This is a genomic window from Psychromonas sp. CNPT3, assembly GCF_000153405.2.
GTDB lineage: Bacteria > Pseudomonadota > Gammaproteobacteria > Enterobacterales > Psychromonadaceae > Psychromonas.
Genome location: NC_020802.1, coordinates 407,948 through 428,355 on the forward strand (window position 1 = coordinate 407,948; position 20,408 = coordinate 428,355).

General features: G+C 38.2%; 17 protein-coding genes. 14 read left to right on the forward strand and 3 right to left on the reverse strand.

Translation table 11 applies throughout. The annotated features are described in order from the left end of the window. Positions 1-10 precede the first annotated feature (10 nt). From trxA to PCNPT3_RS01890, 9 genes are all read left to right on the forward strand, one after another. Entirely contained in the window at positions 11-337 is a 327-nt protein-coding gene (gene trxA / locus PCNPT3_RS01850) for a thioredoxin TrxA (RefSeq protein WP_015464168.1), read from the forward strand. A 144-nt stretch (positions 338-481) separates the two neighbouring features. Then, positions 482-1,750: a transcription termination factor Rho gene (gene rho, locus PCNPT3_RS01855; RefSeq protein ID WP_015464169.1), complete on the forward strand. Its 1,269-nt coding sequence runs from the start codon at positions 482-484 to the stop codon at positions 1,748-1,750. A gap of 77 nt (positions 1,751-1,827) precedes the next feature. After that, positions 1,828-3,297, forward strand: coding sequence for a 4-hydroxy-3-polyprenylbenzoate decarboxylase (gene ubiD, locus PCNPT3_RS01860; RefSeq protein WP_015464170.1), 1,470 nt, complete (start codon positions 1,828-1,830; stop codon positions 3,295-3,297). Positions 3,298-3,338: 41 nt separating this feature from the next. Then, positions 3,339-4,034, forward strand: coding sequence for an NAD(P)H-flavin reductase (gene fre, locus PCNPT3_RS01865; protein WP_015464171.1), 696 nt, complete (start codon positions 3,339-3,341; stop codon positions 4,032-4,034). Between the two features lie 10 nt (positions 4,035-4,044). After that, positions 4,045-5,256: an HDOD domain-containing protein gene (locus PCNPT3_RS01870; RefSeq protein WP_015464172.1), complete on the forward strand. Its 1,212-nt coding sequence runs from the start codon at positions 4,045-4,047 to the stop codon at positions 5,254-5,256. 51 nt (positions 5,257-5,307) lie between these two features. Next, positions 5,308-6,420: a 1-acyl-sn-glycerol-3-phosphate acyltransferase gene (locus tag PCNPT3_RS01875; protein ID WP_015464173.1), complete on the forward strand. Its 1,113-nt coding sequence runs from the start codon at positions 5,308-5,310 to the stop codon at positions 6,418-6,420. Between the two features lie 267 nt (positions 6,421-6,687). Further along, on the forward strand, positions 6,688-9,498 hold the full coding sequence (gene polA / locus PCNPT3_RS01880; protein ID WP_015464174.1) for a DNA polymerase I: 2,811 nt from the start codon (positions 6,688-6,690) through the stop codon (positions 9,496-9,498). Between the two features lie 424 nt (positions 9,499-9,922). After that, positions 9,923-11,791, forward strand: coding sequence for a DUF294 nucleotidyltransferase-like domain-containing protein (locus PCNPT3_RS01885; protein WP_015464175.1), 1,869 nt, complete (start codon positions 9,923-9,925; stop codon positions 11,789-11,791). 8 nt (positions 11,792-11,799) lie between these two features. Next, the gene (locus tag PCNPT3_RS01890; RefSeq protein ID WP_015464176.1) at positions 11,800-12,516 is read left to right on the forward strand and encodes a 3'-5' exonuclease; all 717 of its coding nucleotides are present in this window, start codon (positions 11,800-11,802) and stop codon (positions 12,514-12,516) included. An 87-nt stretch (positions 12,517-12,603) separates the two neighbouring features. Here PCNPT3_RS01890 and PCNPT3_RS01895 read toward each other — a convergent pair whose 3' ends face one another. Then, positions 12,604-14,181, reverse strand: coding sequence for a BCCT family transporter (locus tag PCNPT3_RS01895; RefSeq protein WP_015464177.1), 1,578 nt, complete (start codon positions 14,179-14,181; stop codon positions 12,604-12,606). 492 nt (positions 14,182-14,673) lie between these two features. Here PCNPT3_RS01895 and PCNPT3_RS01900 point away from each other — a divergent pair, with 492 nt between their 5' ends. The 4 genes from PCNPT3_RS01900 to PCNPT3_RS01915 all read left to right on the forward strand — a co-directional run bounded on the left by PCNPT3_RS01900 (position 14,674) and on the right by PCNPT3_RS01915 (position 17,096). Next, on the forward strand, positions 14,674-15,330 hold the full coding sequence (locus PCNPT3_RS01900; protein ID WP_015464178.1) for a Qnr family pentapeptide repeat protein: 657 nt from the start codon (positions 14,674-14,676) through the stop codon (positions 15,328-15,330). A gap of 172 nt (positions 15,331-15,502) precedes the next feature. Continuing rightward, positions 15,503-15,901 carry a DNA polymerase III subunit psi gene (locus PCNPT3_RS01905; protein WP_015464179.1) on the forward strand — a complete coding sequence of 133 codons (399 nt, stop codon included), beginning with the start codon at positions 15,503-15,505 and terminating at the stop codon, positions 15,899-15,901. After that, complete coding sequence (gene rimI, locus PCNPT3_RS01910) at positions 15,885-16,340, forward strand: ribosomal protein S18-alanine N-acetyltransferase (RefSeq protein WP_015464180.1); 456 nt, start codon at positions 15,885-15,887, stop codon at positions 16,338-16,340. Before PCNPT3_RS01905 ends, rimI begins: the two co-directional genes overlap by 17 nt. A gap of 12 nt (positions 16,341-16,352) precedes the next feature. Beyond that, positions 16,353-17,096, forward strand: coding sequence for a TrmH family RNA methyltransferase (locus tag PCNPT3_RS01915; protein ID WP_015464181.1), 744 nt, complete (start codon positions 16,353-16,355; stop codon positions 17,094-17,096). Here the strand turns inward: PCNPT3_RS01915 and PCNPT3_RS01920 are convergent. Then, complete coding sequence (locus PCNPT3_RS01920; protein WP_232207368.1) at positions 17,076-17,534, reverse strand: SprT family zinc-dependent metalloprotease; 459 nt, start codon at positions 17,532-17,534, stop codon at positions 17,076-17,078. The two genes, PCNPT3_RS01915 and PCNPT3_RS01920, sit on opposite strands and share 21 nt — an antisense overlap. Before the next feature lie 38 nt (positions 17,535-17,572). Beyond that, entirely contained in the window at positions 17,573-18,721 is a 1,149-nt protein-coding gene (gene metK / locus PCNPT3_RS01925) for a methionine adenosyltransferase (protein ID WP_015464183.1), read from the reverse strand. A gap of 201 nt (positions 18,722-18,922) precedes the next feature. On the opposite strand from metK, the gene PCNPT3_RS01930 reads away from it, so the two are divergent. Beyond that, positions 18,923-20,224, forward strand: a complete 1,302-nt coding sequence (locus PCNPT3_RS01930; RefSeq protein WP_015464184.1) for a peptidoglycan DD-metalloendopeptidase family protein — start codon at positions 18,923-18,925, stop codon at positions 20,222-20,224. The last annotated feature ends 184 nt before the right edge of the window (positions 20,225-20,408 follow it).

A 20,408-nucleotide genomic window follows, 5' to 3' on the forward strand; every position in this document is an offset into this window, starting at 1 on the left:
GGAGAGAAAAATGAGCGATAAAATCGTAACTTTAACAGACGCAAGTTTTGATGCTGATGTTATTAATGCTGCTGGCCCTGTTTTAGTTGATTTTTGGGCTGAATGGTGTGGACCTTGTAAAATGATAGCGCCACTTCTTAGCGAAATAGCGACTGAATATGCAGGTAAAGTTACAGTCGGAAAATTAAACATTGATGAAAATAGCGCGACACCACCTAAATTTGGTATTCGTGGTATCCCTACTTTACTTCTTTTTAAAGACGGAAAAGTAGCAGCAACAAAAGTGGGCGCGTTATCTAAAACCCAACTTGTTGAATTTTTAGATGCAAATATCTAAGAATTAAATCACAGATTGGACAAGTTGTTATATACAATAAGTCCAATCTAGACTATTGTCTTTTTTAATGCTACCTTTAGCAACTCAAAATTTGAGCAATTCAAATAATCAAACAATCATCTATTTACTTCAAACAGACCACTTATGAATTTAACCGAATTAAAGAACACATCTGTCGCACAACTTGTACAACTTGGTGAAACGAAAGGGCTAGAACATCTAGCGCGCCTAAGAAAACAAGACATTATTTTTGCCATCTTAAAAGCACATGCAAAAAGCGGAGAAGATATCTTCGGCGCTGGTGTTTTAGAAATACTACAAGATGGCTTTGGCTTCTTACGTAGTTCTGATTGCTCATATCTTGCTGGACCGGATGATATTTATATTTCTCCGAGTCAAATTCGACGTTTTAATCTGCGTACGGGTGACAGTGTTGAAGGGAAAATTAGACCGCCTAAAGACGGCGAACGTTATTTTGCTTTATTGAAAATAAATAAAGTTAACTTTAATAAACCAGAATACTCCCGCAATAAAATCCTTTTCGAAAATCTAACGCCAATCCATCCTACGGAACGCTTTAGACTTGAAAGTGGTAACGGTAGTACCGAAGATATTACCGCACGTATTTTAGATCTTGTTTCACCAATAGGTAAAGGTCAACGTGGACTGATTGTGGCACCGCCTAAAGCGGGTAAAACAATGTTGCTACAAAATATAGCGCAAAGTATTTCTATTAATTACCCTGATGCTGTATTGATTGTTTTATTGATTGATGAGCGCCCTGAAGAAGTAACTGAGATGCGCCGCCTTGTTCGTGGTGAAGTAGTTGCATCTACGTTTGATGAGCCTGCAAGCCGTCACGTACAAGTTGCAGAAATGGTCATCGAAAAAGCCAAACGTTTGGTTGAGCATAAAAAAGATGTGGTAATTTTACTTGATTCTATCACCCGTTTAGCGCGAGCTTATAACACGGTAGTGCCAAGTTCAGGTAAAGTATTAACGGGTGGTATAGATGCAAATGCGTTACATCGTCCGAAACGTTTCTTTGGTGCTGCACGTAACGTTGAAGAAGGTGGAAGTTTAACTATTCTTGCCACTGCCCTGATTGATACGGGCTCTAAAATGGATGAAGTAATTTACGAAGAATTTAAAGGAACTGGTAACTCAGAAATCCATTTAAATCGTAAACTGGCTGAAAAACGTATTTATCCTGCGATTGATATCATTCGTTCTGGTACGCGCCGCGAAGAGTTACTTACGAAAGCTGAAGAGCTACAACGTATGTGGATCTTACGTCAAATTGTACATCCTATGGGTGAAATCGGTGCGACTGAATTTATGATCTCTAAATTAGGTTTAAGCAAAACTAATGATGATTTCTTTACTGCGATGAAGAACCAAAGATCAAAATAAACTTACATGTTATTAATCTAAGTTGACGCTACTTTATGTAGCGTTTTTTTTCACTTTTTTCTGTACAGAGGGCTCTTATGAAATTTGATGACTTACGTGATTTTATCGATCAACTTGAAGATAGAGGCTTATTAAAACGCATATCACAAGAAATAGATCCCAACTTAGAAATGACGGAAATATCCGATCGCACGTTACGTGCTGGAGGACCTGCGCTGTTATTTGAAAATCCTAAAGGTTATGACATGCCGGTGCTTACCAATCTATTTGGTACAACCGAACGCGTCGCAATGGCGATGGGTAAAGAGAATATCTCGCAATTACGAGAAGTGGGTGAATGGCTTGCGTATCTTAAAGAGCCTGAGCCGCCTAAAGGCATTAAAGGGGTATGGGAAAAATTACCTATCTTTAAGCAAGTATTAAATATGCCAACTAAAAGGGTACGTGATCCGCTTTGTCAAAAAATAGTAATGCAAGGAGATGAGGTTGATTTAACTAAGCTTCCTATCATGACTTGCTGGCCGGGAGACGTCGCGCCTTTGATCACCTGGGGTTTAACCATTACGCGGGGTCCTTATAAAAAACGTCAGAACTTAGGTATTTATCGTCAGCAATTAATTTCAAAAAATAAAATCATTATGCGTTGGTTGTCTCATCGAGGGGGCGCAATAGATTTTAGGGAGTGGCAAGAAGTCAATCCTGGCAAGCCCTTTCCCGTTTCTGTCGCATTAGGCGCGGATCCTGCCACTATATTAGGCGCGGTGACACCGATACCGGATACATTATCAGAATATGCATTTGCAGGATTGCTACGGGGATCTCGTACCAAAGTGGCTAAAAGTTTGAGTAATGATTTAGACGTGCCGGCCAGTGCAGAAATTATTTTGGAAGGTTATTTACAGCCCGGTGAAGAAGCGCCAGAAGGTCCTTACGGAGATCATACCGGATATTACAATGAGGTCGATGATTTTCAAGTGATGACTGTGACGCACGTGACCATGCGTGAAAACCCTATTTATCATAGTACTTATACAGGACGCCCGCCGGATGAGCCTGCCATTCTAGGTGTTGCTCTTAATGAAGTTTTTGTGCCTATATTAAAGAAACAGTTTCCTGAAATTGTTGATTTTTATTTACCGCCAGAAGGTTGCTCTTATCGTATGGCGGTCGTTTCAATTAAAAAAAGTTATCCGGGCCATGCAAAACGAGTGATGTTGGGAATTTGGTCGTTTTTACGTCAATTTATGTATACTAAATTTATCATTGTTTGTGATGATGATATTAATGTTCGGGATTGGAATGATGTTATTTGGGCTATTACCACGCGCATGGATCCCTCTCGAGATACGACATTAATTGACAATACCCCGATCGATTATTTAGATTTTGCATCGCCAACATCAGGTCTAGGCTCAAAAATGGGACTTGATGCAACGAATAAATGGGAAGGTGAAACTGACCGAGAATGGGGCCTACCTATAACAATGGATAAAAAAGTAAAAGAAAAAATTGATTCGCTTTGGCAAGAATTGGATATCCTGTCATAATTGTTATCAATTCGTTAAAAATAAAATAAAAAGAGAAATAAATGTCAGTGCTCACTTGTAAGGTTACCTCAATAGAAAAGTTAAATAATTCACTGTATCGTGTTTTTTTGAAACCGGCAGAAAAGGTGACTTATAAAGCCGGGCAGTATTTATCTGTATTGATGGGTGAAAAAGACAAACGCCATTTTTCAATTGCCAATGCGCCTTTGAGTGAATGTATTGAGCTGCATATTGGTGCAACACCGGAAAATACATATGCGATGCAAGTCATTGAGAAAATGCAAAACGAGGGTGTTGTAGATGTTGAAATCGGGCTAGGAGAGGCCTTTTTGAGAGAGAAGTCTACGCGTCCTATCATTTTAATGGCCGGAGGCACTGGTTTTTCTTATGTTAAATCTTTGTTAGAGCAAATTGTTATATTAAAGTTAACAAACCCCGTTTATTTATATTGGGGAGTTAAGGAATATGCCCATTTTTATTTTGATGAGCAAGCGTCACAGTGGGCAAAACAGCATAACAATGTTCATTTTCATCCGGTAGTCGAACAACCAGAAGTGGATTGGCAAGGTCATCAAGGTTATGTGCATCAAGCCGTACTTAATGATTTTTCTGAGCTTAATGCATTCGATATTTATATTGTTGGTCGTTTTGAAATGGCAAAAATCGCACGTGAAGATTTTATAAAACAAGGTGCACAAAAGGATCATATTTATGGTGATGCTTTTGCCTTTATTTAAGTAATATAGGATGTCTACTGTTATTAATAATATTGAAACCTCTTCTTTATCGACATCTGTCGATAAAGTCTTCTTACGTTTTTTAGTCGGTAAATGGAAAATATCGGAGGATGAATCATTACATGATAATGTTTTAGATGCAGGTGTTGTGAAGACTCAAGAGATAGATGAAGATGCAGAAGAAGATAAAAATGGCAGGGAAGAGCGCACTTTACTTGAAGTGGAAAAAAAAGGAGCAAAACGTAAAGAGTTAGAGCAATTAAATGATGAGAAGCGGCGAGCACTTTTGATCCGTTATTTTCAGCAGTTATTGCTGAAAGTCGTTAATAAAAAACTCGAAGATCCTGAGATGCTAACGTTAGAGCGTTTACAATTACGAGAGAGCAGTACGGACCTCCTTAAAAAGTTATTAACCGTAGAGCCTCGTTATTCTACGTTAAGCCACTTATTAAGCTTTAATACTCATATACGAGAACGTTTGCTCGAGCTTGTTGGCAGTGAACTTTTTATGGCTGAACTTGGGCGTTCTCCTCGTAAAGTCCGTGATGTGAAAGCTGCAATGGGTTTAATTGGTTTGGATATTTTACGTTATCTTATCCCTGCGATATTTTTTAAAAACTGCATTGCGCCACATCGTGAACATGATGATATTTTTACTAAAAAATTATGGCGTTATGAATTAACCTTAGGGCAAACGTGTAGTGCCCTTATGTTAGCGGATAATTATCGGCGCCCACACGAAGGCATGCTTTTATCGGCGATGGTAAATTTTGCTTATGTGGCGAGTTATCAGCAATATATCGTGTCTTTTGAAGGGCTACGTTTAGCGTGTTTGGCACAAGCTCGCGAAAAAGGTAATAAGTATCAGCATGATTTCTTTTATAATATGCAAAATGATCCCGCGTCGTTACAAGCCTTATTGCTTTCTAAATCAACGTTAGAGCTTAGTTATCAACTGGCTGAGCTTGTGTTTGGTTCTTCTTTTCCTCATCTTGTGAATGCGCTGAAAGAAGAAGTTGATGATGTCGCTTTTGATAAACGCTCTAAAGTGGGAAAAATATTATTTAAAAGTATTCGCTTCTCTAAATACGATCAACTGCGTTCAGCGCGATTATTTAAAGCGTCTTGGCTGAGCGAATATTTAAAAAAATCTAACATTGACAGAGATACTTATCGATATTTAGTGCGTAAAGAGCTATTTCGTTTTAAAGCGACTTGGTAATTGGCCTGAAAGCAGGTAAAATGCGCACTTAATTTTCTAACGAGCGACAAAATGCCTATATCATCAGATAAATTCAGCGATATTCGACCTTATAATGATGGCGAGATCCAAGCTGCCATTCTACGAGTGATCAATAACGATGAGTTAATTAATGCGATTATTAGCTTCCGCTTTCCTAAAGTGCATAAGCTGACACATTGTGTGATTCGACCTCTTTTACGTCGTTATTTTACTTACAAATGGGGAAAGATTAATAGCATTGATGAAATGCAAAAAGTAGTCGTGCATTATATGCATCATATGATAAAAGATACGACGACTAAATTCACCTCCTCTGGGTTATGTGATTTGGACGTGTCGAAAAATTATTTATTTGTGTCTAATCATCGTGACATCGCCATGGATCCCGCTTTGATGAATTGGGCCTTATTTGCAGAAGAATTTCAATCTGCACGTATTGCAACGGGTGATAATTTATTAGGTAAGCCTTTTATTGCAGATTTAATGCGCATGAATAAAAGCTTTATTGTGAAACGTTCAATTAGTGCGCCTCGTGAAATGCTCAAAGCATTATTGCATCTCTCTGATTACATTTTCAGCTCTCTACAAAGCGACAGTAGTATTTGGATTGCGCAACGTGAAGGGCGAGCTAAAGATGGATTTGATAAAACAGAGCCTGCCATCATAAAAATGTTTTATATCAATGGCAAAAAGAAAAAAATAGAATTTTCTGATTACATTAATCAACTGAATATTGTGCCTGTGGCTATTTCGTATGAATTTGATGCGTGTGATAAACAAAAAGCAAAAGAGCTTTATACAAAAAATAAATTTGGTGAGTATAAAAAATCTGCATCTGAAGATATAGACAGTATTGTTGCAGGTATTGTGGGCCAAAAGGGTCATGTACACATTGCATTCGGCAAACCTTTAGAAGGTGATTTTAAGGATGCAGACGAAGTTGCCTGCGCCATTGATAAGCAAATTTATCAAAATTATTATTTACACCCATCTAATTACATTGCTGCGAAAGTCAATTTAGATAGCATTGATAGCGAGGATAAAGAGCGCTTTGCAAAACGTTTAAATGAAATCGATATTGAGCTACAAGAGACGGTTTTAAAAATGTATGCAAACCCTGTGAAAAATGCACCTAACCTGTAAATTAGCTTAAAAATAAAGCGCTTACATTTTTGTTATGCACATTTCATTTTTAATGGGTTTTGAAAATAAATGTGCAAGTCTATGATAAATAAGGCCTTGTAAGCTTTCTTTGTGCTAGCTCAAATTTATCGTAAAATTACTAACAGAGTTATCCACAGAGTTTTACCGCCCTAAAAGTAAACAACCACTTAGCTGAATAGATTGCTATCGTCGGCTTTTTTTCTGTTATAATCCTTCTTTATTTTTCTGCTATTGGGTAATAAATTGATGGCGACTATTCCTGAAAATCCTTTTGTACTTGTTGATGGCTCTTCGTATCTTTATCGTGCCTTTTTCTCTCCTCCTCACTTAACCAATTCTGCAGGCGACGCGACGGGCGCTGTTTATGGTGTGGTTAATATGCTCAAAAGCTTAATGCAGCAGTTTTCTCCTTCACATATTGTGGTCGTCTTTGATGCCAAGGGTAAAACGTTTCGTGATGATATGTACTCACAATATAAAGCAAACCGCCCGAGTATGCCCGATGACCTGCGCATTCAAATTGAACCGTTACATGCAGTGATCAAAGCAATGGGTTTACCTATTTTAATTGTCCCTGGGGTTGAAGCGGATGATGTGATCGGCACCTTGTCGAAACAGGCCAGTGCGAAAGGCATTAAAACATTGATCAGTACGGGCGATAAAGATATGGCTCAGTTAGTCGATGAGCATACGTTACTTATCAATACGATGACCAACAGTGTACTTGACATAGACGGCGTCACTGAGAAATTTGGTGTGCCAGCTGAGCTTATTATTGATTATTTAGCTTTGATGGGTGATACCGCAGATAATATTCCTGGCGTCCCTGGCGTGGGCTCTAAAACGGCATTAGCCATGCTACAAGGTATTGGTAGCATGGATCTTATCTATGAAAACCTTGATAAATTAGCGCCATTAGGATTCCGTGGCAGTAAAACGATTGCTAAAAAAATGGCTGATAATGAAGACATGGCGCGTTTGTCATATAAATTAGCGACCATCAAACTCGATGTTGAATTAGAGGTTGCCTATGATGATTTCAAAACGATAAAACAAGACACAGATAGCTTAATTAAACTCTTTGGTAAATTAGAATTTAGACGCTGGTTATCTGCTGTCCTCGACGGTGAGCAAATATTACAAGGTGGCGCGTCGACATCGATGACAAGCACGCCAAGTACCTCTGATACTGAGTTGAGTCTTGAAATCAAAAAAACGCCTATTCGCCATGACCAGTGTATTTATACGCAAGGGCAATTGAAGCAATTAATTCAAAAATTAGAAAAAGCCGAATTATTTTCAATATCGATAGAAACAACCTGTGCTGATTATATGCAGGCTAAAATTGTTGGATTTTCTTTTGCTCTGCAAGTGGCAGACGAAAACAGTGCAGAGATAACGATTGAAGCTTTCTATTTACCACTCGCGCATGATTATATAGATGCACCTGCGCAGTTAGAGTACCTTGCTACCCTTGATAAATTGAAGCCCTTATTAGAAAAAATAGCACCACAAAAAGTGGTTTTCAATTTAAAATTTATGCGCAGCGTACTCCGTCTTGAAGGTATTAACTTGCAAGGCGTCGCATTTGATCCGATGCTTGAATCTTACCTATTAGACAGTACAGGCAAACATGATAAGGCCTCTCTCACGTTAAAATATTTACAGATTGAGATAGCCTCTTATGAAGCAATCGCAGGTAAAGGCAAAAAACAGCTGCCATTCAATCAAGTGAGTATTAAAGACATTACGCCTTATGTAGGTGAGCATGTTGAATTGAGCTTACGTTTGCATTTACTGTTGTGGCCTAAATTAGAAAAATTTCCGAAATTAGTGGCGTTATACGAAGATATTGAATTGCCTTTAGCTATCGTACTTTCCGATGTTGAGCTAGGAGGCGTCGAAATAGATGCCACTATGCTGGGCGCACAAAGCGTCGAAATTGGTAAAAGGTTACTCGAAATAGAGAAAGAAGCTTATATCGAAGCGGGTAAAGAGTTTAATTTAAGCTCTCCAAAACAATTACAAAGCATTCTATTTGAAGATTTAGAATTACCTATTCTGAAGAAAACGCCTAAAGGCGCACCTTCAACAGGAGAGGAAGTACTCGTTGAGTTAGCTGAGACCTATAAGTTGCCTAAGTTAGTGATTGAGCATCGAGGTTTGAGTAAACTAAAATCGACGTATACCGATAAACTACCAAAAATGATCAATGCACAAACGGGCCGAGTACATACTTCTTATCATCAAGCGGTAACTGTGACGGGGCGTTTATCATCAAGCGATCCAAATTTACAGAATATACCGATCCGAAGTGAACAAGGTCGACGTATTCGCCAAGCTTTTATTGCGCCGCAAGGCTATAAAATAGTAGCAGCCGATTATAGCCAAATCGAATTACGTATTATGGCGCATTTGTCTCAAGATAAAGGCTTATTAGAAGCCTTTTCAACCGGCCTTGATATCCATAAAGCGACGGCGTCAGAAGTTTTCTCTGTCTCTGTCGATGAGGTGACAACAAATCAACGACGCAGTGCTAAAGCCATAAATTTTGGCCTTATTTATGGAATGAGCGCCTTTGGTTTGGCAAAGCAGTTAAAAATATCACGATCCGATGCAAAGCTGTATATGGATAAATATTTTCATCGTTATCCGGGCGTTTTAACGTATATGCAAACCACCCGAGATAAAGCGCGCGAGCAAGGCTTTGTTGAAACAATTTTAGGGCGTCGTTTACAATTACCGCATATTAATTCGCGTAATGGTATTTTAAAGAAAGCGTCTGAGCGCGCTGCAATTAATGCACCGATGCAAGGCACTGCTGCTGATATTATTAAAAAGGCGATGCTAGATGTTGCTGCTTGGGTTGAAAAACAAGCGCCTTCACAAGTGCAGTTACTCATGCAAGTGCACGATGAACTGGTTTTCTGTATTAAAGAAGATCAGGTCGAAAATTATACGTGCATTATTCAGGAAATAATGGCAAAAGCCGTCATCTTAGATGTGCCATTACTTGCGGAAGTTGGAGTGGGTAATAACTGGGATGAAGCACATTAATAATAAGTTGAATGTTTTTTGAACTATTTGACAAGCGGGTTGACTAATTATGTGAACTAGCTAGATTTATAGTTTTTTCCTTAGTTTTTCCTTAGTTTTCCTCTATACATGCCGTATGTATAGAGGTTTTTTTTTAGTAAAAATCCGCTAGCAGTAAACCTCTTTAATAAATTTTAATCTTCGCTTATCAATATTGTATAAAAAAGAGTGGATGATTAGCCCCACTTAGAGCTGGCGCCCAAAGGGATAGCCAAATGAACTTGTCTTCGTTGTTGAGGTGTTGTTATAAAATAGCAATGTAGAATAACGCGTTTTCAATTTTATGGTAGAAGACCAATCTGGCTTGCTGATTTTGTATCTTGAAGTATTATGGGTATAGAATATTAACCATCATATAAATTTACTTACCTTTATAGAGAAGATAATGGAAATTGAGTTATTAGAGATCCAAGATTTTATTAGTCAATACAACCCGTTTACTGACCTGCCTGAAGAGGAGTTGAGCTATATTGCTAAAAATATAGAGATCTCTTATTATCGAATGGGAAGCATGATAAATACGGTAGAGGATCCGAGCAAAGAATTATATATGATCCGCAGTGGCGTGGTGGAAATTCATCGACGTAAAGGGGAGTTATATAACCGTTTAGATCAAGGAAAGCTGTTTGGTCAAGTGGGTTTGTTGACCAATAATAAAGTGCGTTTTTTGGCTAAATCGGTAAAAGATACGCTTTTATATTGCATACCCGAAGCTATTTTTCATGATTTATATGATCGTTATGAGTCTTTTGCTGATTTTGTTGAAGTAGAAGATAGTATGCGCTTAAAGCAAGCGGTAGAAAGTAAAAGTGATGATGCAAATGCATTAATGAGCTCGAAAGTAAAAACGCTATTAACGCGTGAGGCGTTAATGTTACCTAATACAAGCTCAATGCAAAGTGTTGCGCAGTTTATGTCGCAAGAGAATGTCTCGGCTGTGCTTATTAATGATCCTTCCGTCGATGATAATAACTTTGTTGGCATTATCACCGAACATGATCTTTGTGTAAAAGTGATAGCGGGGGGGCTTGATGTAAATGATCCTGTTGATACGATCATGTCGACTAAATTGATATCTTTAGATCATAACGCGTATATTTTTGAAGCGATGTTATTAATGTTACGCCATAACGTGCATCATCTACCCATATTAAAGAATAAATATCCCATCGGTTTGATTGAAGTTGCCGATATTATTCGTTATGAATCACAAAATAGTTTGTTATTTGTAAGCAGTATTTTTCAGCAACAGAGCACTGAAGATTTAGAGCAACTTTCCAAAGAGTTAAAAGATTGTTTTTTACGCATGGTAAATGAAGATGCCAATTCGCATATGGTAGGACGCGCCATGTCTGAAATTGGGCGAAGTTTTAAACAGCGCTTACTTGAACTTGCAGAAGAAGAGCTTGGAGAGCCACCTGTTCCTTATTGCTTCTTAGCATTAGGCTCAATGGCCAGAAACGAGCAGTTGATTGTAACGGATCAAGATAATGCCATTATTTTAGATAATAGTTATGATGAAGCTAAACATGGTGAATATTTTGAAAAATTGGCAAAATTTGTTTGCGATGGTTTAGCCACTTGTGGCTATAGTTACTGTACTGGCGATATTATGGCAACGAATCCTGAGTATCGTAAAACCCAATTGCAGTGGGAAACGTGTTTTGCTAATTGGATTGATAAACCAGATCCACAAGCGTTACTAAATTGCTCTATTTTCTTTGATATTGTCGGTGTGTTTGGACGTTTAAAATGGGCTGAGCAGTTAAATATGTTTATACTGCGCCGCGCTAAAAAGAATAATCGATTTTTGGCTTGCCTCGCACGTAATGCGCGTAATAGAACGCCCCCATTAGGTTTCTTTAAAGATTTTGTGATGGAAAAAGATGGACGTCAAAACAATTCAATTAATTTAAAACGACGTGGTACTGCGCCACTTGCTGATCTTATACGTGTGCATGCATTGGCGATAGGGTCGACGTCACAAAATTCATTTGAGCGTCTAGATGATATTATTGAGGCTAAAATATTACCAAAATCTAAAGGCGAAGATTTACAGCATGCGATGGAGTTGATCTCTTTAGTGCGTTTACGTCATCAAGCATTGGATATTGAATCAGAGATAGAGCCAGATAATAATATAGAGCCAGAAAATATGTCGGATTTTGAGCGTCGGCATTTAAAAGATGCTTTTTTGGTGCTCAGTAATGCCCAAAACTTTTTAAAATATCGTTATAGTGCAACCAAATTATAAGGTCATTAATGCATAATTTTACCAATAAAGAGATCTTAAATTGGCATGCCTTTTTACAACTAAAGGCATTACAGAGTAAAAATAAACATCTATATGAGTTTTATAAAAAAGGGACTTATCACGACGAAACAAAATTAAGTGATATTGAATTTGTCGCGTTAGACTTTGAAACGACAGGCCTTGATTCTAAGCAAAATAGCATTATCAGCATTGGTCTTGTGCCATTTGATTTACAACGAATTTATTGTAGAAAGGCTAAAAAGTGGTATATCAATCCAGAAGATAATTTAAAAGAAAATTCAATTATTATTCATGGCATTACGCATTCTGATTTACAGGGGGCGCCTGACTTGTTAAGTATATTAGAGCCTCTTTTAAAGGAGCTAGCAGGTAAAGTCGTGGTGGTACATTATCGGCGTATTGAGCGTGATTTTTTTGATTTGGATTTACGAGCCCAACTCAAAGAAGGCATTATATTTCCAGTGATTGATACGATGCAAATAGAGGCTGATGTACAAAATAAATATTCTAAAGGGTTTATTAACTGGTTAAAGGGGCATCAATCGGAGTCTATTCGTTTAGCTAATAGCCGGGTACGTTATAATTTACCTGCATATTCACCGCACGATGCATTAACCGATGCGATAGCGACAGCTGAGTTATTGCAAGCACAAATTAAGTATCATTTTAATGAAGATACGCCGATTAAAGAGTTATGGTTATAAATTTAAATATCTAAAAAATTAAAATGAAGTCATAAAAAAAGCCAATGTAAAAATCACATTGGCTTTTTTATTATTTATAAGGGTAGCTTAAGCGCGATGTTTCTCGGTGCGCATCCCCATGATCAAACAAACACACATGATCAGTAGAAGTATGGTGAAAGGCAGACCCGTTGAAATAGTCGCAGCTTGTAAGGCTTGAACTGCATCAGCGCCACCAATCCAAAGAAGAGCGATAGCAATAGCACCTTCAATTAACGCCCAAAAAATACGTTGAGGAATAGGCGCATCTACTTTACCACCGGCGGTAATACTATCGATGACTAAAGAGCCTGAGTCTGATGAGGTGATAAAGAACACCAACACAAGAACAACGGCTAACAGTGATAAAACGTTACCATACGGTAAAGCATCAAACATTTGGAACATTGCGAGAGGCACTTCAGTAAGACCTTTGTCACCTAAAATACCCACTTTATTGATCACTTGATCAATGGCATTACCACCAAAAACGGACATCCATAAAATAGTAACACTGGTTGGAATTAGCAATACTGCACTGATAAACTCACGCACTGTGCGTCCGCGTGAGATACGTGCAATGAACATACCAACAAAAGGAGACCATGAAACCCACCATGCCCAGTAAAATACAGTCCAGCCATGCATCCAAGCTTCGTCTTCACGACCAATCGGGTTACTTAGCGGTATAATATTTTCAATATAGCCCATGACGGTTTGCGGAATAGTTCCCATCGTAACGGCAAGCGTCACCAACGCAACAAAGACAACTAATACAATAGCGAGAAGCATATTAATATTACTAATCACTTTTACGCCACCATCAATACCACGTACAACAGATACGACGGCAAGTAAGGTGACCACGATAATAATGGTGATTTGTAATGGTAAACCTGCATCAATGCCAAATACGTGATGGAACCCACTTGCGGCTTGTTGCGCTCCGAGGCCTAGAGAGGTCGCTAAGCCAAATAAAGTCGCAAGTACGGCTAGGATGTCAATACAATGTCCAGGCCATCCCCAAGTGCGATCTCCTAAGATAGGATAAAACACAGAACGCATAGAAAGAGGTAGACCTTTATTATATGCGAAGAAAGCCAGTGATAAAGCAACAACGCCATAAATAGCCCAAGGGTGTAATCCCCAATGGAACATGGTTGCACCAAGAGCAAGCGGAATAGCTTCAGGTGTATTTGCTGCGACATTTAGAGGGGTTTCAAACCACCCTGTATAATATGCAAGGGGCTCTGCAACACCCCAAAACATTAAACCAATACCCATACCGGCTGCAAATAACATGGAGAGCCAAGAAAGCGTGCTGTAATCTGCTTTCGCGTCATCGCCACCTAAGCGAATTTTCCCATAGGGAGTGACAATAAGAACCAAACAGAAGATCACAAAAATATTAGTGGCCCACATGAATAGACTGTCAAAAGTATTTATAATTTGCCATTTAAGACCATCGAGAAAGGCTTTGGATGTTTGTGGGTCAACAATTAAGACGGCGAGAAGAAAAAGGCCGATAAGACCTGCACTGATACCAAAAACAGGATTATGGACATCAAACCCCCATTTTTGAACATTATCTTGTCCAACGGTGTAATCTGTATTATCTATACTATATTTATCTTTGTTTAAACTCATTTAACCTCAGTTAGAGAAATTGTGTTCTCTTTAGTGAATTTATTGATATACCTATAATAGTTCAAGCGCGCTTCTTAGCGCTTCTTATCTCTTCTTTTAATACGTCGTATTTGTCTTTTTTAGTTAAAAACGAGCGTCACGAAGTGGGGTATAACAAATAAGATCTTAACAAAGTCTGCCCTTATTTGCAGATAAATATATTAAACGGTGACTTTCTATTGTTTAATCTAGAGAATGTCATCGTGTTTTTCTCGTTGTTTCTTCCTCTTTTTTTCAATTTATTGACGTGTTCCTGTCTGCTTTTAAAATAAAAATAAACTTTTTCAGTTTGCCTGCATTCGTTTGTCGACTTAAAGCCTCTTAGCTTGCTGTTTTGGGCTTGTATAGGGTGTATTTAGATGCTTTTAACACGTTGATTTGTAAGGGTGGTTTTTTTTGGATTTTTATATATTAGAATGCTAGTCTGCGGGTTATGCCAACAGAGGATAGCGTATGTTACAGAGCAATAAAATATTTGAAAATATTAGTTTTACTGAGCAAGATTTAGAGGGAAAATGTTTTGAATCTTGTCATTTTTACGGCTGTGATTTTAGCCATGCAAATTTACGAGATGCGCAATTTATTCACTGTAAATTTTTGGAATCGGGTTCAGATCTGGGTTGTAAATTTGAATATAGTGATTTACGTGAGGCAAGTTTTAAACACTGCCAACTATCGATGGCAAACTTTTATGGGGCAAATTGTTTTGGGGTTGAATTTCGAGATTGCGACTTAAAAGGCGCTAACTTTTTAAAAACGAGATTTGTTAATCAGATCAGCCACAGTGCATACTTTTGCTCTGCTTATATTACGGGTTGTAATTTATCTTATGCCAATTTTTCTAATCAATGCATGGAGAAGTGCGATCTTTTTGAAAATCGTTGGCTAGGAGCAAATTTGCAAGGCGCTTCTTTTAAAGGTTCTGATTTAAGCCGTAGCGAGTTTTCTGCAGAGAGTTGGGGTGTTTTTAATCTACAAGATTGTGACATTCGTTATTCTGATCTTTATTCGTTAGATCCGCGCCGTGTTAACCTCTCTGGCGTTAAAATATGTGCTTGGCAACAAGAGCAATTATTATCACCTTTAGGCCTTATAATCTATCCCGATTAAGGAGCTATCGCATCATTTGGCTAACTGTGAAACAAAGCATCATATACCTATGATCATTCTAACGGATAAATGCATTTTTAAGTATCATGGGTATAGGTATATTGCCAGAAGCGATATCGTTTAAGTTATGATTACTGTATATTGCAGTGCTTCGTGCATCATAAGGTAGCTTATGCAACATAAAAAAGCGCTGTATTTACAAGAAATGGGTATAACCCGTTGGCTATTACGTAATGGACAAGGTTTTACGTATTTACAAACTAAATTACCGCTTGTATTAAGTACTTGCCAGTTATTAATTATTTGTGCTGAGCAGGATCGTGTTGCGCCTTTATTAATGAATATATTAAAGGCTTTTAATATTAAAGCAGAACAAGTGTATTACTGCACTATGTCTGAATTCTTGCAATTAAAAGCAGATCTTCCCGCACTTATTTGGTCTACGCTGGGCGCTATAGATGAAAACATTACCGGCTCTCATGTTTTGACCTCTCCTCCACTCTCGCAGTTATGCCTTGATGCTAATAAGAAAAAACAATTATGGAAACAATACTGTGACGCAACCGCCTGATGTGACCATTGTGCCGATGGGACTCAATGATATTGCATGTGTAACAAAAATTGAAAAATCAGCACATTCACACCCTTGGTCAGAAAAACTCTTTTTAAGTAATTTTGGAAAGCGCTATTTTAATCATCTACTCATCGATAAGGATCGCGTCATTGGTTATTATGTTGCAAGCTCCGTTGCCGGAGAAGTGACGCTGATGAATATTGTGATAGCGAGTGATGAGCAAGGTAAAGGTTTTGGTAAATTACTTTTACAATCATTATTAGATTTTTCTAGATCTAAAAACGAGCAAGAAATTTGGCTTGAAGTACGCGTATCAAATACGACGGCATGGCGATTATACGAACAACTCGGATTTGTCGAAGTTGGCCGGCGCCATGATTATTATCCACTGCAAAAAGGTCGTGAAGATGCGATCATTATGTGTTGCCACCTTTAAGTTGGAAAAAAAATGCTTTCTAAAAATCAGTTAAAACTCATTAAAAGTTTGGAACAAAAAAAACAACGTAAAAAACAAGGGTTGTTTATTGTCCAGGGTGAAAAGAATGTCGCTGAGTTATTGCGATCTGATTTTGTCATTGAACAAGTTTTTGCAACGTCGACTTATATTAATAAAAACAATACACTTTTATCTACGCATCAGCTTGTGCCCTTATGCACAGAAGTCAGCAGCGATGAATTAAAAAAAATGGGAACGTTGCTCTCTAATAATAGTGTGCTGGTGGTTGCTAAGTGTAAAACGGCAACACTGCCAACGATCGCATCTCAAGAATTAATTCTCGTCTTAGATCAAGTGGGAGATCCCGGAAATTTAGGCACTATCATCCGCGTTGCTGATTGGTATGGGGTTAAAAATATAGTATGTAGTCCAGATTGTGCCGATTTTTATAACCCGAAAGTGATTGCCGCTAGCATGGGATCTTTTGCGCGTATTAATGTAAGTCACACGCCTCTCGTTGAGTATTTAGCCATTCAGGAGAAACCTATTTTTGGTGCTTATCTTGAGGGCAGTAATTTACACCAATGCGCGCTCCCTAAAAGTGCTTTTATTGTGATGGGCAGTGAGTCGCATGGTATTTCTGATGAGCTTGAACATTTAATCTCAGATAAGATCACGATCCCTAATTTTGGCGCCGCCGAGTCGTTAAATGTCGCCATGGCAACAGGGATAATTTTAGATAACTTTAAGCGTTAATTTACTTTGACACTTTCGGCAATGATATTGACTGCCTTTTAATATTTTATTATGCCGGCGCACGGTTAATTTGTGCTCTGTGCATAAGCAATGATATAAAAACAACTTCCCTTGTACATCTTCAATATTAAGAGAATGTGTCGTTTTTGCTTGGAGCGAAAAAACACTGCGCATTATTTTTTGCCACTCTTTACCATGCGGTCGCACTTTTCCATAAACGGCAAAAGTAATAAGGTGCGCGACTTCATGCGCTACAATTTGGTGAATAAACTCATTTTTATTTTGGCGGTATAAGATCGGATTAAAACGGATCATATTACGTTGTAGATGGGCTGTCGCTGCGGCTTTACCTCGTTGATCAAATTGGTAGATCGGGCGTTTAAAAGGGCGATCAAAAAAGCACTCAGCTTCGATGAAACAATCTTCACCTTTATGCATAAGTGCTTTTTTATCTTCTTCTGTGGGCATTCTTTAAATTAGAATGCGTCAGATTTTAATGTTTCTACTTTATCTAAAGCTTCCCAAGGGAACTCTTCACGGCCAAAGTGACCGTATGCAGCGGTAGATAGATAAATTGGCTGGATAAGATCTAACATTTTAATCAGACCGTAAGGGCGTAGATCAAAATGTTTACGGATAAGCTCAATAATAAGATCTTTACTTACCTTTTCTGTGCCGAAAGTTTCAACACTGATAGATGTCGGCTCCGCAACACCAATCGCATAAGAGATTTGGATCTCACAACGATCAGCAAGGCCAGCTGCCACTAAGTTTTTAGCAACATAACGTGCAGCATAAGCCGCACTACGATCCACTTTAGAAGGATCTTTACCAGAGAATGCACCACCACCGTGACGCGCTGTGCCACCGTAGGTATCAACAATGATTTTACGACCCGTTAAGCCACAATCGCCAACAGGGCCACCGATAACAAAACGACCGGTAGGATTAATGAAGTATTTAGTGTGCTTGGATAGCAATTCAGCAGGTAATACGGGTTTGATGATCTCTTCCATGACGGCTTCAACAAGATCTTTATGGGCGATATCTTCAGAATGTTGCGTTGAAAGTACAACTGCATCAATTCCAACAATTACGCCATTTTCATAAGCAAAAGTAACTTGGCTTTTTGCATCGGGACGTAACCAGCCTAGCTTGCCACTTTTACGTACTTCAGCTTGCTGCTTTACTAAGCGATGTGCATAAGTAATAGGAGCTGGCATGTACACTTCAGTTTCATTAGTGGCATAACCGAACATTAAACCTTGATCGCCCGCACCTTGCTCATAGGGATCATCACGATCCACACCTTGGTTGATATCCGGAGATTGTTTACCTATTACATTTAAGACCGCGCAAGAATCGGCATCAAAGCCCATTTCTGAACTGGTGTAACCGATGTCACGTATGGTCTTGCGGGTGATTTCTTCGATATCAACCCATGCATCCGTGGTGATTTCGCCACCGACCATAACCATACCTGTTTTGACGTAAGTTTCACATGCTACGCGCGCTTTTTTATCTTGTTTTAAAATTGCATCCAATACCGCATCAGAAATTTGATCGGCGATTTTATCTGGATGGCCTTCAGATACAGACTCTGAAGTGAATAAGTCACGTGACATGTGAACTCCTCGAATAGTGAACTAAAATAGATTTAGATGTTCTTACATCTAGACGGCTATAGTACATCTGTTAGATAAAAAAAACACCTTATAATTATAGCGCAAAGCTTAATTGAATTTATTTTGTTTAGAATTTTAAATAAAATAATATATACTTTAGCGCTTTAGTTCTTTATCCCGAATTTTATTGTGGAGATTTCCTTGCGTATACAAATAGAAGCCTTTTTTCAGTTTATTAATAACCTCCCCAGAAAACATTTTTTTGCCTTGATTTTATTGTTTGTGTTTTTATTGGTGATCGCCTTTTTACCGAGTCAACAGCAAAAATCTAAACATATTAAACGTATTTTAACATTATCTTCAGAGCATGGTAATAGTGCATCCGTTGAGCCACTATCAGCGATAGCAGATGAATTTGGTATGCGTTTTGCAAATAAAGAGGGTGATAGAAAAGTAGATGTTGAAATTGTAGCTGGCGATACCGTCAGTGAAATATTTCAGCGAGAAGGCCTCTCTGCTGCGTTATTGCAAGAATTGCTCGATGTGGATCAAAAATATTTACGTTTAGGTAATCTATTGCCTGGACAAAAATTAAAAATGTTAATGAATGCTGAAAATAAATTATTAGTATTAAAAGTTATCATTGATAGAGCCAGTACACTGACTTTCACGCTTAAAGGTGACGAATATGTTTCATTATTAGAAACAAAGAAAGGCGTTTGGTCACACAGTTTATATAAAGGCATTATTTCTGGCAGTTTCTACATTAATGCTAAACACGCAGGTTTATCGGCGGGTCAAATACAGCAAATTTCAAATGCGCTCGAAGAAAAAATCAATTTTAATCGACAACTTCGTGCCGGTGATAGTTTTAAAGTTTTAGTCGCAAAAAATTATATTGATGGCACATACAGTTTTGACAGTGAAGTATTAGCGGTATTGATTAAAACACGATCTAAAACCTACACTGCCTTTTTAAGTGAAGATGGTCGTTATTATGATGAAGATGGTCTAGGTTTGAGTAAAGCCTATCGACGACTACCCGTTAATGGACACCCACGTATTAGTTCACCTTTTAATCTAAGACGTTTACATCCTATTACGAAAAGAGTGAGCCCGCATTTAGGGACTGATTTTGCAGTTGTAGTAGGGACAAGGGTCTATTCTATCGGTGACGGCATTGTCTTACGTGCGGGTTATCACCCGGCTGCAGGAAATTATATCGTTATTAAAAACAGCCGTAAATATACCACGCGTTTTTTACACTTAAGTAAAATATTAGTACGCAGAGGTCAGCGTGTAGAGATGGGCGATTTAATTGCCAAGTCGGGTAATACTGGGCGCTCAACAGGGCCTCATTTGCATTATGAATTTCATATTAATGGTCGCGCTGTTAATGCGATGAAAGTAAATCTACCTTTATCTAAGAGTGTACTTAGAAAAGATAAAAAAGCATTTAATAAGCGTCGCGATGGTTTTCTAAATGAGATCAAGGAAGCCTGATTTTTAATAAGGATCACACTATATTTAAGCGTCTCTATTTATGTGCAAAGAGGACAAGATTAGTGTGCAGGAGAAGAAGCTTTATCTTATACCCATGATAATCGCTAACACGCGCTCAAATATTGCCTTATAAGCGTCTTAGGAGAACCTGAGGTCGCATATGAGGTAACATGGTATATAAACT

What these genes read in the sequence shown, in the direction of transcription:
- trxA (WP_015464168.1), top strand. Translation starts at nt 11, where the DNA reads ATGAGCGATAAAATCGTAACTTTAACAGACGCAAGTTTTGATGCTGAT.
- rho (WP_015464169.1), top strand. Translation starts at nt 482, where the DNA reads ATGAATTTAACCGAATTAAAGAACACATCTGTCGCACAACTTGTACAA.
- ubiD (WP_015464170.1), top strand. Translation starts at nt 1,828, where the DNA reads ATGAAATTTGATGACTTACGTGATTTTATCGATCAACTTGAAGATAGA.
- fre (WP_015464171.1), top strand. Translation starts at nt 3,339, where the DNA reads ATGTCAGTGCTCACTTGTAAGGTTACCTCAATAGAAAAGTTAAATAAT.
- PCNPT3_RS01870 (WP_015464172.1), top strand. Translation starts at nt 4,045, where the DNA reads ATGTCTACTGTTATTAATAATATTGAAACCTCTTCTTTATCGACATCT.
- PCNPT3_RS01875 (WP_015464173.1), top strand. Translation starts at nt 5,308, where the DNA reads ATGCCTATATCATCAGATAAATTCAGCGATATTCGACCTTATAATGAT.
- polA (WP_015464174.1), top strand. Translation starts at nt 6,688, where the DNA reads ATGGCGACTATTCCTGAAAATCCTTTTGTACTTGTTGATGGCTCTTCG.
- PCNPT3_RS01885 (WP_015464175.1), top strand. Translation starts at nt 9,923, where the DNA reads ATGGAAATTGAGTTATTAGAGATCCAAGATTTTATTAGTCAATACAAC.
- PCNPT3_RS01890 (WP_015464176.1), top strand. Translation starts at nt 11,800, where the DNA reads ATGCATAATTTTACCAATAAAGAGATCTTAAATTGGCATGCCTTTTTA.
- PCNPT3_RS01895 (WP_015464177.1), bottom strand. Translation starts at nt 14,181, where the DNA reads ATGAGTTTAAACAAAGATAAATATAGTATAGATAATACAGATTACACC.
- PCNPT3_RS01900 (WP_015464178.1), top strand. Translation starts at nt 14,674, where the DNA reads ATGTTACAGAGCAATAAAATATTTGAAAATATTAGTTTTACTGAGCAA.
- PCNPT3_RS01905 (WP_015464179.1), top strand. Translation starts at nt 15,503, where the DNA reads ATGCAACATAAAAAAGCGCTGTATTTACAAGAAATGGGTATAACCCGT.
- PCNPT3_RS01915 (WP_015464181.1), top strand. Translation starts at nt 16,353, where the DNA reads ATGCTTTCTAAAAATCAGTTAAAACTCATTAAAAGTTTGGAACAAAAA.
- PCNPT3_RS01920 (WP_232207368.1), bottom strand. Translation starts at nt 17,534, where the DNA reads ATGCATAAAGGTGAAGATTGTTTCATCGAAGCTGAGTGCTTTTTTGAT.
- metK (WP_015464183.1), bottom strand. Translation starts at nt 18,721, where the DNA reads ATGTCACGTGACTTATTCACTTCAGAGTCTGTATCTGAAGGCCATCCA.